This window comes from Nonomuraea fuscirosea (assembly GCF_035917475.1).
Classification (GTDB): Bacteria; Actinomycetota; Actinomycetes; order Streptosporangiales; family Streptosporangiaceae; genus Nonomuraea; species Nonomuraea fuscirosea.
This window is the reverse complement of the sequence record NZ_CP109074.1, coordinates 16,910-29,190: the sequence shown is the minus strand read 5'-3', so window position 1 is coordinate 29,190 and position 12,281 is coordinate 16,910. Positions and strand designations below refer to the sequence as shown.

At 69.7% G+C, this 12,281-nt stretch carries 11 protein-coding genes; 3 read left to right on the top strand and 8 right to left on the bottom strand.

The window, feature by feature from the left end; translation table 11 throughout:
• Positions 1-161: 161 nt before the first annotated feature.
• The 5 genes from OIE67_RS00135 to OIE67_RS00115 form a co-directional block, all read right to left on the bottom strand.
• Positions 162-1,454 (bottom strand): HD-GYP domain-containing protein, encoded by a 1,293-nt coding sequence (locus OIE67_RS00135; RefSeq protein ID WP_326635453.1) that lies wholly within the window; start codon positions 1,452-1,454, stop codon positions 162-164.
• The gene (locus tag OIE67_RS00130) at positions 1,451-2,806 is read right to left on the bottom strand and encodes an HD-GYP domain-containing protein (protein WP_326635452.1); all 1,356 of its coding nucleotides are present in this window, start codon (positions 2,804-2,806) and stop codon (positions 1,451-1,453) included. Before OIE67_RS00130 ends, OIE67_RS00135 begins: the two co-directional genes overlap by 4 nt.
• 221 nt (positions 2,807-3,027) lie before the next feature.
• On the bottom strand, positions 3,028-3,969 hold the full coding sequence (locus tag OIE67_RS00125; RefSeq protein ID WP_326635450.1) for an NAD-dependent epimerase/dehydratase family protein: 942 nt from the start codon (positions 3,967-3,969) through the stop codon (positions 3,028-3,030).
• 10 nt (positions 3,970-3,979) lie between these two features.
• Positions 3,980-4,246, bottom strand: coding sequence for a mycothiol system anti-sigma-R factor (gene rsrA / locus OIE67_RS00120; protein ID WP_106252154.1), 267 nt, complete (start codon positions 4,244-4,246; stop codon positions 3,980-3,982).
• Complete coding sequence (locus OIE67_RS00115) at positions 4,243-4,848, bottom strand: sigma-70 family RNA polymerase sigma factor (RefSeq protein WP_043624264.1); 606 nt, start codon at positions 4,846-4,848, stop codon at positions 4,243-4,245. The genes rsrA and OIE67_RS00115 overlap by 4 nt, the downstream gene beginning before the upstream one ends.
• Before the next feature lie 233 nt (positions 4,849-5,081).
• Between OIE67_RS00115 and OIE67_RS00110 the strand changes: the two genes are divergently transcribed.
• Positions 5,082-5,819: a class I SAM-dependent methyltransferase gene (locus tag OIE67_RS00110; protein ID WP_326635444.1), complete on the top strand. Its 738-nt coding sequence runs from the start codon at positions 5,082-5,084 to the stop codon at positions 5,817-5,819.
• A gap of 329 nt (positions 5,820-6,148) precedes the next feature.
• Here the strand turns inward: OIE67_RS00110 and OIE67_RS00105 are convergent, their stop codons facing one another.
• Positions 6,149-6,481 (bottom strand): TraR/DksA family transcriptional regulator, encoded by a 333-nt coding sequence (locus OIE67_RS00105; RefSeq protein ID WP_106252150.1) that lies wholly within the window; start codon positions 6,479-6,481, stop codon positions 6,149-6,151.
• Between the two features lie 154 nt (positions 6,482-6,635).
• A complete protein-coding gene (locus OIE67_RS00100) occupies positions 6,636-7,382 on the bottom strand; it encodes an SOS response-associated peptidase (protein WP_106252149.1) in 747 nt (248 codons plus the stop codon).
• A gap of 294 nt (positions 7,383-7,676) precedes the next feature.
• Here OIE67_RS00100 and aroA point away from each other — a divergent pair, with 294 nt between their 5' ends.
• A complete protein-coding gene (aroA, locus tag OIE67_RS00095; RefSeq protein ID WP_326635440.1) occupies positions 7,677-9,092 on the top strand; it encodes a 3-phosphoshikimate 1-carboxyvinyltransferase in 1,416 nt (471 codons plus the stop codon).
• A gap of 803 nt (positions 9,093-9,895) precedes the next feature.
• A complete protein-coding gene (rsgA, locus tag OIE67_RS00090) occupies positions 9,896-10,972 on the top strand; it encodes a ribosome small subunit-dependent GTPase A (RefSeq protein ID WP_106252143.1) in 1,077 nt (358 codons plus the stop codon).
• An 814-nt stretch (positions 10,973-11,786) separates the two neighbouring features.
• Here rsgA and OIE67_RS00085 read toward each other — a convergent pair.
• Positions 11,787-12,242 (bottom strand): DUF4442 domain-containing protein, encoded by a 456-nt coding sequence (locus tag OIE67_RS00085; RefSeq protein ID WP_326635439.1) that lies wholly within the window; start codon positions 12,240-12,242, stop codon positions 11,787-11,789.
• Positions 12,243-12,281: the final 39 nt, after the last annotated feature.

The following is a 12,281-nucleotide window of genomic DNA, read 5'->3' as shown; positions in this document are numbered from 1 at the left end:
GACCGGAACGCGCCCACCCCAGCACCGGGCCCGCTTGCGCCATGGCTCCCGGAGTGTCGGCACCTGTGGTCCCGGACGCCCGTTGTGCGTCCCGATGCGCGGGAGTGCCTCTCGTACGACCTCAGACCTACTCGTTCGACGTCAGACGTACCCGTACGGCCTCAGACACGGCCGCGATCGATCACCCGGGCGAGCGCCTCGACCGCATGAGCATCGTACGCGCTGCCGGACGACAACCGGATCCGCTCCAGCGCCGCACCCCCGCGGTCGCGGTCGGTCGACGGCCCCACCAGGTCGTCGTAGGCGTTGGCCACCCGGATGATGCGGCTGGACAGCGGCGGGTCGTCGCTGATCGGGTCGCACTGCCGGCTGACCACCTCGGCCACCCGGTCCAGCACCCCGGTCTGCCTGATCACCTCGGCGCCCAGCTCGGCGATGCGGCGGGCCTGCTCGGGGTCGGTCAGCACGGTCGCGCCGCCCGGGATCGGGTCGCGCAGCGAGAGCTGGCCGATGTCGTGCATGAGCGCGGCGTACTCGAGTTCGAGCAGCTCGGGCTCGGCCATGCCCAGCTCTCTGCCGATGGCCACGGCCAGGCGGCTGACCCGGCGCGAGTGCCCCGGCTCGACGTAGCCGCCGACCTCGGTCACCCGCGACAGGGCGCGCACGGTCTGCAGGTAGGTGGCCCTGATGCCGGCGTATTTACGGAAGGCCACCTGCGTGACCAGCAGCGGCGCGGCGAACACCAGCAGCGCCACCAGGTCCATGCTGTGCGTGGCCAGCGCCAGCAGCACGCCGGACGAGGCCACCGCGGCCCCCAGCGGGAAGGCCATGTTGAGCTCGTCGCGCACGGCCACCCTGAACGCCGTGCGCACCTGCTCGGCCCGCAGCAGCGCGGCGATCAGCACGTCGATCAGCAGGGTGACCGCGATGAGCGACACCATCACCGCGAGCGCCGGCCACCACGTGCTGGTCGGCGGCTTGGTCAGCTCGTACAGGGTGCCGGCCAGCGGCCGGAAGGCGAAGGCGAGCAGCGAGCCGGTGAGCAGCCGCCTGGCCATCGCGTCGAGGCGGGGCGGCCGGCCCACCGCCAGGTGCGGCAGGGCGCCCGCGACCATGCCGACCGCGATCACGGCGACGACCTGCAACGCGGGGTGGGTGAGCGGATTCTGGCTGAGGTCGAGCAGCAGCGTGTAGCCGAGCGCGGCGGCGGCGCCGATCGGCGCCACCTCCCTGTTGCCCGGCATGGTGAGCCTGGCCAGCTCGCCGACGGCGATGAGCGCCCCGAACCCGACCGCGATCTGCGGGCGCTGCAGCCCGACGGCCGCGGTGTAGGTGACGCCGGCGAGCGCGACGAGGCCCGCCGCGCAGATGAGCAGCAGCTGCCCGGAGTCGAACCGGCGCAGGACCGGGTGCCTGGATCGTTCGGCGCGCCTGACGCGCTCTGTGGTGATCATGGCCCGGTCACGACCTGGATGGGCATGGTCGGGTCGTCGTGGTCCCTGATCGGCGTCTCAGCGGCCTCGGGCGGCGGCGGGTCGACCCGGCGCGGCGGCTGCCACGGCTCGTGTTCGAGCGCCCGGATGAAGGCCGCCACCATCACCGGGTCGAAGTGGGTGCCCGCGCTCTTGCGCAGCTCGTCCACGGCCACCGGCACCGGCCGCGCGCCCCGGTAGGAGCGGTCGGAGGTCATCGAGTCGAACGCGTCGGCCACCGCGATCACCTTGGCGAACTCGGGGATCTCGTCACCGGCCAGCCCCATCGGGTAGCCGGTGCCGTCGTGGCGCTCGTGGTGGTGCATGATCCCGGCGTACGCCTCGTCGAGGAAGCCGATGCCGCGCACGATCTCCAGCCCGCGCATCGGATGGAGCTGGATCGCGGCGAACTCCTCCTCGGTGAGCGGCCCGTCCTTCTGCAGCACCTTCGTGGGCACGCCGAGCTTGCCGACGTCGTGCAGCATGCCCGCGTAGCGGATGGCGCGCACCCGTTCGAGCCCCATCCCGATCTCCTGCGCGATCATGGAGGAGGCGTGCGAGACGCGCGTGCAGTGGCCCCTGGTGTAATAGTCCTTCGTCTCCACCGCCTGGCAGAGCGCCGCGATGGTGGCGTCGTAGGAGCGCTGCTGGGCGTGATACTGCCCGAACGCCCACCGCGCCACGAACAGCGGCAGCAGCACCAGCACCGCCGAGATCGACGCCACGGTGGCCCACAGCCCCGCCACGAGCAGCCCGAACGTCCCGTATCCGAGGTAGGACAGCAGGAACTGGGCCATGCCCCGCACCGGCATCTCGGTGGCCCGCACGTGGGTGGCCAGCCCGATCATGGTCAGCGTGAGCGCGATGTTGAGCGGCACGAAGACGGCGGTGGCCGCGGCGTAGGGGCCGATGAGGTCGTCGAACGCGTTGACCTCGGGCACCCCGACCCGGCCGTCCAGCGCCTCGTAGACCCGCCCCGCGACGTAGCCGCAGATGGCGAACTGGGCCCCGTTGAACAGCCGCTTCACCAGCGGCAGCCCGGGCCGCACGCTGAAGACGGCGGTGAAGCCCACCAGCGCCGCGCCTTCCGGCCCGATCAGCACCACGGCCGCCAGCGAGGCGGAGAAGCTGACCGACACCGCGAACTGCTCCACGTTGAGCAGCGTCGGCATCGACTCGCACACCAGGAACAGCAGGGCGAGCACTAGGAGGATGTCGAGATCCTCCACGGCCACGGGCGTGCCGGAGACGAGCACGCCGCGTCCGATGAGAGCGGCCGCCGCACCGATCACGGCGACCAGATAGACCCTTGCGGGCCACGGCAGTTCACGCATTGCGGCCCCCCACGGTGTTCAGGTCCAGGACACCCCAGGAGGCACCGCTCCGCCGACCACCATGATCACCGGGGTGATCAGCACGATGGCGGTGAGCAGCCGGGCGACCATAACCTTCAACATCCACATGCCTCCACGTCGACTTGTGAGGTTCACGCTACAGAAGTCGGCGTGGACGCAAGGGCGGAGTCGGAAATCGCAAGCAAAGCGTAATCAAGCCACTACGTCATGCGACGATTCGCGGCCCATTCGACTGTTTTCTTCACTCCGGTCGGCAGGTCCGTACGCGGCTGCCAGCGCAGCCCGTCGTGGGCCGGCACCGGATCGACCGCCATCGCCGGCAGATCGCCGGGACGCGGCGGCGCGAAGCCCGGTTTGTCCTGGGCGCCGGCCGCGTCGGCGATGAGCGAGTGCAGCCGCCGGTCGGTGGTCTGGATGCCGGTGCCGAGGTTGAACCTGCGGCCGTCGCCCTCCGCGCCGCACGCCCTGACGAAGCCGTCGACCACGTCGTCGATGAAGACGTAGTCGCGGGTCTGGGTGCCGTCGCCGTAGAGGACCGTGGGCGTGCCGTTGAGCAGCGCGTCGGTGAAGATCGCCACGACGCCCGCCTCGCCGTCGGGCGACTGCCGCGGACCGTAGACGTTGGAGAGCACCAGCGTGGTGTATTCGAGGCCGTAGAGCGCGCGGAAGGTGGCCAGGTAGATCTCGCCGCTGAGCTTCGAGGCCGCGTACGGCGAACGCGGGTCGGTCGCGGCGTCGGCCGGCACCGGAATGGTCGCGGGCCGCCCGTAGACGGCCACGGACGAGGCGAACACCACCTTGCGCGTACGCCCCTCGTGGGCCGCGGTCAGCACCGCCGCGATGCCCTCGACGTTGAGCCTAGCGTCGTGCACCGGATCGGCCACGCTCTTGCGCACGCTGATCTGCGCGGCCAGGTGGCAGACCACCTCAGGCTGCAGCTCCGTCGCCAGCGCGACCAGCGCGGGATCGCGGATGTCCATCTCGTGCAGCGTGAAGCGGTCCTGGCCCGCCGCGCCGGCCAGGTTTTCCCGCTTGCCGGTGGACAGGTCGTCGACCACGTGCACCTCGTGCCCGTCCGCCAGCAGACGATCGACGAGATTCGACCCGATGAACCCGGCACCCCCGGTGACCAACACGCGCATGGGGTGAATCTTAGTCGGCCAGCTCCGAACGCACTCGCGCGATGCGGGCCAGCACCTTGGAGCGCAGGTCCGCGGGAACGGGGTCGCAGCCGCAGTGTTTGGCCACCAGCGCCTTGACCGCCTTGTCCAGGTCGTATTCCTTCAGGCACGGGCTGCACTCGTCGAGATGAACCCGGATGTCGGTGACATCACCCTCGGTCAGCTCGCCGTCGAGATAGGCGTAGACCTTGTCGAGCACTTCGCGACAGTCGGTGTCGTGCGCGTTGCCACAGCTCATTTCGATCCCTCCGCCGGGACCAGGCCACGCTCGCGAGCATAATCCTCAAGGAGGCCCCGCAGCTGCCTGCGTCCCCTGTGCAACCTCGACATCACGGTCCCGATGGGAGTGCCCATGATGTCGGCGATCTCCTTATAGGGGAAGCCTTCGACGTCGGCCAGGTAGACCGCGATCCTGAACTCCTCGGGCAGAGCCGCCAGAGCCTGCTTGATGTCGCCGTCGGGAAGGTGCTCGAGCGCCTCCACCTCGGCCGACTTCAGGCCGCTCGACGTGTGGGACTCGGCCCTGGCGAGCTGCCAGTCCTCGATCTCCTCCGTGCCCGACTGCTTCGGCTCCCGCTGCTTCTTGCGGTAGCTGTTGATGAAGGTGTTGGTCAGGATCCGGTAGAGCCACGCCTTGAGATTCGTGCCCTGCTGGAACTGGTGGAAAGAAGCGAACGCCTTGGCGAAGGTCTCCTGGAGCAGGTCCTCCGCGTCCGCTGGATTTCGGGTCATCCGGAGCGCGGCGGAGTAGAGCTGCTCGAGATACGGCATGACGTCGCGCTCGAATCGCTCGCTTCGCTGCTCCAGCGTCTCCGCGCCTGTCGCGGGCACCGGACCCACCCCCCTAAGATCACCGGTGGCCGGCTGTGGCGGAACACCGTACTCAGGGGAGGATACCCGCTGGCCCGCGACCGGTCGGTCAGCGGGCTGGGGTTCGACCAATGTGAGCATGCTCGTCGCAACACGCCCGCGCCCTTGTCTGTTCCCGCAAGATAGAAGGTACGAAGGACCCGGTGCGGGGAACGTCATACGTACCGGCTGGTAGCCCTTTTTCCGGAACCCAGGAGTCGCGTGTGCTGCCCATTCCGGCCGAGGAACTGAACGGCTCAGGGACGCTCGGGCCGTACTGGACCTTCTACCGTGCCGTAGCCGCCGAACAACTCAACCGATGGCTCCCCGCCGACCCCTCCGTGATCCTCGACCTCTCCGGCGGACGCGGGCGCTGGTCCGGCCAGGCCGCCAGGGCGGGACACCGGGTGATCGAGGTGCTCGACTTCCGCAGGACCCTCGACGGCTCCCGGCTGCGCGACGCCGACCGGGTCCGCCACGTACGCGCCGACGACCTGTCCTTCCTGCCCGACGCGAGCGTGGACGCGGTGCTCGCGGAGGAGCGGGTGATGTCGATCGAGCTCATGGCCGAGTCGGCGATGAGCGACGTGGCCCGCGTGCTGCGCCCCGGCGGGCGGGCGCTCGTGTGCGTCGACTCGCTGGTGCTGGGCATGGCGATCCTGGCCGAGCAGGGGCAGTGGCAGCACCTGCGGCAGACCGGCGAGGTCATGCTCGTGCCGTGGCCCGACGGCAGCATCACGCGCTGCTTCAGCAGCGGCCAGCTGCGCGAGCTGCTGGTGGGCGCCGGGCTGGAGGTCGAGTGGATGCGGCCGCGCACGGTGCTGTCGCCGTCCACGGTGGACCACGTGCTCGGGTCGGACTCGCGCGCGCTCAATTACCTGGTGCGTACGGAGCTCGACGCCCACCCCGACGACGACGACACGGTCGGCATCCACCTGGTCGCCAGCGCCCGCAAAACCTGACCACCCACGCCGAACACCCACCACCCAACATGGCCGCCCTTCGGGTGCGGGTCGTCCTTCGAGCACGGCCGCACGTCGAGCACGGCCGGAGTTTGCACGCCCGCTCCCGAGCACCATCCACCCGAGCCCAAGTGCCCTGCCGCCGTTCTTCGTGTCCGGCGGCTCGCACTTCGCACTGGGCGGCCCGTGCGCCCTGGCCGCAGCGACCCTTGCCACCAGTCATCAAGCGTCAGGGGAGCCATCAGCCGTCAGCCGTTCGGCGTCAGGCGTCAGGGGAGCCCTCGGTCGTCAGGCGTCAGGCGTTGAGCGTCAACCATCGGCGTCGAGCATCAGCGGCGGCGTTCCCGCTTGCCCTGGCACTGCACGCAGCGCGCGGCCTCAGGACGGGCCTCCAGGCGCCCCTCCGGCACCTGCCGGGCGCAGTCGACACATCTGCCGTACACCCCCTCCTCGACGCGCTTGATGGCCTCGACGACCGCCTGCCGCTGTGCGGTGGCCACGGTCAGCATGGCTTGCGCGCGGTCGTTGTCGGTCAGGTCGGAGCCGGCGTCCGCCGCGGAGTATTCGCGTACGGCGACGGGGTCGCCCCGCAGGACCCCAATCGAGCGGTCCAACTCCACGAGCATGTCTTCCAGCCGCTCACGAGCGGTCGTGACGTCCACGAATCCGCACCTCCGGGTGAATGAGGGCAGCCCGCGGCAAGGACTCCCCGGATGTCCCGCCCGGTGCAATTAGGGGGCATTTTGGCGGTGACACCGAGTAAACGGATGCATCGCTTTCCTCACCGGATGCCCACTTAAAGCGCCTCTTACACCTTTAGAAAAGCGCGGTTTCCTCCTCCTCAGGTAGAGGTTTGATGAGGTCGGGGCCATTGTTTCGGACGTTGTTCACATCCGTGGAGACCGCGTACGCGGTGAGCCGCCCCGTTTCGGCCGGCACCAGCAGCCCGGCGGCCTGGGAGGTGTCGGTGAGCTTGGGGTCGAGCCACTCCGACCAGCGCTCACGCTCGATCATCATGGGCATCCTGTCGTGGATGCGGCCGAGCTGATCCTCCGCGTCCGTGGTGATGACGGTGCAGGTGACCAGCCATTTGAGCGGGTCGTCGTCCTCGCGCGAGGGGTCCTTCCAGAACTCGTACAGGCCCGCCATAGCCAGCACCCCGCCGTCGGCGGGATGGATGAAGTACGGCTGCTTCTTCTTCTTTTCTCCCTCGACGGGCATCCACTCGAAATAGCCGTCCGCCGGCAGCAGGCACCTGCGCTTGGCGAACGCCTGCCGGAACGACGGCTTCTCCGCCAGCGTCTCGGCCCTGGCATTGATCAACCGCGAGCCGATCGACGGATCCTTGGCCCAGACCGGCACCAGCCCCCACTTCACCACCCGGAGCTGCCGCACCGCCCGCTCGGCCTCCTTGGGCACACGACTCAGGACGGCGTAGACGTTCTTGGTCGGGGCGACGTTGTAGTCGGCGCCGAGCTCCTTGTCGGGCTCGGCGTCCTGCTCGACCTCGAACTCCTCAAGCAACTCGTGCTTCTTACGCGCCGACGCGTATCTACCGCACATGACCCCACACTGCCACGTCCAGCTTTCGATCGCATGTTTGGGCACGCCCCACCCGGCACGACGGAACAATGCCCACCTGGCGTATCGGACGACGTCCCGCCCTGCGTATTGGACGGCGTCCCACCAGGCATACCGGACAACGCCCCTCCCGGTGCACCCAGGCGACGTCCCTCCCGGTGTACCGGACAACGCCCCACCCGGCATATCGGACGGCGGTCCACAGGCCGCAACAGCGCGGCAGTCGTTATCCACAGGCTGTGACCCCGGCACCGCCACGGCCAGTACTCTTTCACCATGCCCGCTCCGCACTGGCCCGCACCGGTGGCGACCACTCCGGTCACCGCCACCGTCCCGCTGCCCGGCTCCAAGTCGGTGACCAACCGCGCGCTGCTCCTCGCGGCGCTGGCCGACGGCCCGGGGATCGTGCGTCAGGCGCTGCGCAGCCGCGACGCGGACCTCATGGCGTCGGCGCTGCGCTCGTTGGGCACGACGCTGACCCCGACCAGGGAGAGCGCGGCGGGGGTCGACTGGCACGTAACCCCCGGCCCGATCCGCGGCGGCGCCCACGTCGACGTCGGCCTGGCGGGCACGGTCATGCGCTTCGTCCCGCCGATGGCCGCGCTCGCCGACGGCCCCGTCTCGTTCGACGGCGACCCGCATGCCCGCAAGCGCCCGATGGGCCCCATCCTCGACGCTCTGCGCGCGCTCGGAGCACGCATCGACAACGACGCCCTGCCGTTCACGATCAGCGGCCCGTTGACGGGCGGCGAGGTCGTCCTCGACGCGTCCGGCTCCTCGCAGTTCGTCTCGGGCCTGCTGCTGACGGCCGCCCGGTTCGAGAAGGGCGTCGAGATCCGCCACGTGGGCCCGCCGGTCCCCTCCCAGCCTCACATCGAGATGACAGTCGAGATGCTCAGAGCGACCGGCGTGGCGGTCGACGACAGCGAGCCCGACGTGTGGCGGGTGGCGCCCGGCCCGATCGCGGCCAGAGACATGACGGTGGAGCCCGACCTGTCCAACGCGGCCCCGTTCCTGGCGGCGGCTCTGGTCACGGGCGGCACGGTGACGATCCCCGGCTGGCCCCTCACCACCACGCAAGCAGGCGACGCCCTCCGCGACCTCCTCACCCAGATGGGCGCCGAGGTAACCCGCGCCACCCCCACCCCGAGCCCGGAGATCACCCGCTCCACCGACACGCCGTCCGCCACCGCGACCGGTCCGAGCCCGTCCTCTCCCGCCTCCCCCCATTCCTCCGCCGGTTTCAACACGGGTACGACGGCGGCCACCGGCTCCGGCGTCACCGACCTGGTGGTCAGGGGGACGGGCGTGATCACGGGCATCGACGCCGACCTGCACGAGGTGGGCGAGCTGACCCCGACGATCGCCGCCCTCGCCGCACTGGCGACCACGCCCAGCCGCATCCGGGGCGTCGGTCACCTGCGCGGCCACGAGACCAACCGGCTGACCGCGCTGGCCACGGAGATCAACCGACTCGGCGGTGACGCGGAGGAGACCGAGGACGGCCTGATCATCCGCCCCCGCCCCCTGCACGGCGGCACCTTCCACAGCTACGACGACCACCGCATGGCCACGGCCGGAGTGGTGATCGGCCTGGCCGTGCCCGGCGTCGAGGTGGAGAACATCGCGACGACCGCCAAGACCCTGCCGGAGTTCGTCCAGATGTGGACGGCGATGCTGGACGCCCGATGAGTACCGCCTGCCCAAGCCCGACCAGGGCCGACACCCGCCGACCCACGAGCGCTGGTTTCACCCCGTACACGCCGGGCACAGCGGAAGAGGGCGGCGGCGCGTGAGACGGCGCTGCCCGCATGACGATGAAGAAACACACCAGCACGACACGGCCATCACCGGCTCCGCGACTCAGCGATGTTCTGGGCGGGGAGAGCCCAACGAAGCTTCTCATCGCGGGCCCAAGCCTGCGGAGCAGTCCGCGCCCAGCACACCAGCTGAGCCTCTCCGTACACCACTGTCGCCACCAGCGGGGGCATCACCCCCGCACCACCCATCACCCCCGGCGAACCATCGCTCCGCACCGCGACGGCGGCGACTCACTCCGCACCGCAACCGGCAGGGAGAGCGCACACCGCATCACGATCACCACCACCAACGCGGACTCGCCCCGCCCACCAACCAGCACCACCAAGGCCGGTCGCCCGGCCTGCAGACCAGCACCACCACGGCCGGCTTGCCCCGCCTACAGGTCAGCGCCACCAACATGGACTGGCTCCGCCATACAATCCATCACCACCGCTGGCAGGGCTTGCCACACCGAAGATCATCATCACCAGTGGCGCCGGCTTCATCCCGGCACCACCACTGATCACCACATAGACCGACTAATCACCACACAGAACGGCCAATCTCCATATAGACCGGGCATAAGTCGACCACCGCCACCACTGAGTCGGTCATGACAGAGTCGGTCATCACGGGCCAACCAGCACCGAACCGGCCAGCACACTGAGAGGAAGCGAGCGCATGGGAGCAGACCGCTGAGCAAGCGGGAATACGACGAGGACGATGTACGGGTCAGGCCGGGCAAGGGCTCCAGGCCCCGGACCCGGATTCGTCCTGCGCACGAGGATGCCGTCGAGGGGTTCGTGGTGGCCGTCGACCGGGGCCGCTACACGACGCTGATCGAGCCGGAACGCCCGAAGGGCTCGGCCCAGAAGCGCAAGCCGCCCCAGCGCCGGCTCGTGGTCGCCATGAAGGCCCGCGAGCTCGGCCGTAAGGGCATCGTCGTGGGTGACAGGGTGGCGCTGGTAGGAGACGTGTCCGGCCGGCCCGACACCCTGGCCAGGGTGGTGAGGGTGGAGCCGCGCACGTCCATGCTGCGCCGCTCGGCCGACGACACCGAGGACACCGACGGCATCGAGCGCCCGGTCGTGGCCAACGCCGACCAGCTCGTCATCGTGACCGCCCTGGCCGACCCGCCGCCCAGGCCCCGGATGATCGACCGGATCCTGGTGGCCGCGTTCGACGCCGAAATCGACACCCTGCTCTGCCTCACCAAGTCCGACCTCGCTCCGCCCGACGAACTGGTGGCGCTGTACGAGCCACTGGGCGTGGCACATGTGGTGGTGCACAAGGGCGGCTCGCTCGACGAGCTGCGCGACCACCTGACCGGGCACATCAGCGTTCTGGTCGGCCATTCGGGAGTCGGCAAGTCGACCCTGGTCAACGCCCTGGTCCCCGACGCGAACCGGGCCGTCTCCCAGGTCAACGCGGTCACCGGCCGCGGCCGCCACACGTCCACCTCGGCCGTGGCGCTGGAGCTGCCGGAAGGCGGCTGGATCATCGACACCCCCGGCGTACGCAGCTTCGGCCTGGCCCATGTTTCGGTGGAGACGGTGCTGGCGGCGTTCCCCGACCTGAACGAGGGCACGGTCAACTGCCCGAAGGGCTGCACCCACCTGGGCGACGGCTGCGCACTGGACACACTGGTAGCGGAAGGCAAGGCCGACCCCACCCGCCTGCGATCCCTACGCCGCCTCCTTTCCAGCCGCGACGGCACCCCGGACGACTCACCCACAACCCGCCGCGAGGCTGTATCAGACGAGATCTCCTGACCCTCCTCACGGACCGATCCGCCCCGAAGCGCCACGTGGTCATCCGCACAGCCGTACAGCCCGCTGACGCCGCCCCGGCGATACCTTCAGACGGGCCAGACAGCATGATGCGGTAGTGGCCGCAACCCCGCCACGCGCCACCCCGGTCCGGGGCGGATCCCCTGCCACGTCCGACCCGCAATCGGACGCCCGGGGGATCGGACGCCCGGGGGATCGGCAGTCCGGGGGATCGGCAGTCCGAAGCCGGCGGTCGGCGGCTCGGCGGCTCGGCGGTCTAACGATCGAAGACTCCACAGTCGGCTGCCCATGATCGAGCCAGTGCTCCACGCTCGCACCAACTACCTCGCGATCGGATACCCCGCAGTCGCACACACGTGCGAGCGATCCGGTACGCCTACCGGCAGACACACAAAGCAGTCGATCCGCACCGGCCCGCGAACCACGACAGGCAATCGGGGAGCACCGCTCGCAGACAATGCGGGCCCGCCAGATCGCGCCCACAGACGCGTAAAGCACTCGATTAGCACTGCCCGCAACCAGTGGGGCGATCAAGTCACGCCTCCCAAAAACCGCGCAACGCGGTCAGGCCGCACCGCCGGCAGACCACGCAAGACGACCAGATCGCGCCGCCCACAGACGACGCAAGACGACCAAATCGCGCCACCCGCAGACCACGTGCGGCATTCAGGTCACGCCGCCCGACACCACCCAACGCGACCAACCCGCACCACCCGCAAACCACGCGAGACGATCACGTAGCACCGCTCGCACACCGTGCAACGCGATCAGGTCGCACTACCAGCAGACGACCAGGTCACGCCGTCGGCGAACGGTTCGGGCGTAGGGTCCAGGTGACCGTCAGGTCCGCGACCAAGACCCCTGCCTCGTTCGTCAGCGACACCGCCACGTCGAACTCCGGCCGCTCCCCCGCATCCAGCCTGCCCAAGACCTCCTCCCGTTCCGCGAGCAGCCGGGCCTCGGCCCGGATTTCACCCGTGGCCACCTTCCGGTACGCGATGGTGGCCGTGGTGGGCAGCGGTGTGGCCCGGTTCAGCTGGTCGCCGAACAGGGACAGCACGGCGGCCCCGGACGCGGACTCTGCGAGCGTGAAGAGCACCCCGGCATGCGGCCCGCCCACGTGGTTACGCAGGTCCTCGCGGTCAGGAACGCGGCAAATCGCCCCGCCTCCTCCCACTGAATCGAAAACCAGCCCCAAAGTGCGGGCAAAGGGGACCGTCTGCAGCAGGAGATCACCGATATCTGACGACATGCTGGACATGCTACTGGTCAGTAACCGGAAGGGGAGTTA

Bases quoted from the DNA above. Each gene is read 5' to 3' on its own strand.
- OIE67_RS00100 (WP_106252149.1), bottom strand. From the start codon at position 7,382: ATGTGCGGTAGATACGCGTCGGCGCGTAAGAAGCACGAGTTGCTTGAG.
- OIE67_RS00085 (WP_326635439.1), bottom strand. From the start codon at position 12,242: ATGTCGTCAGATATCGGTGATCTCCTGCTGCAGACGGTCCCCTTTGCC.
- aroA (WP_326635440.1), top strand. From the start codon at position 7,677: ATGCCCGCTCCGCACTGGCCCGCACCGGTGGCGACCACTCCGGTCACC.
- rsrA (WP_106252154.1), bottom strand. From the start codon at position 4,246: ATGAGCTGTGGCAACGCGCACGACACCGACTGTCGCGAAGTGCTCGAC.
- OIE67_RS00135 (WP_326635453.1), bottom strand. From the start codon at position 1,454: ATGATCACCACAGAGCGCGTCAGGCGCGCCGAACGATCCAGGCACCCG.
- OIE67_RS00130 (WP_326635452.1), bottom strand. From the start codon at position 2,806: ATGCGTGAACTGCCGTGGCCCGCAAGGGTCTATCTGGTCGCCGTGATC.
- OIE67_RS00125 (WP_326635450.1), bottom strand. From the start codon at position 3,969: ATGCGCGTGTTGGTCACCGGGGGTGCCGGGTTCATCGGGTCGAATCTC.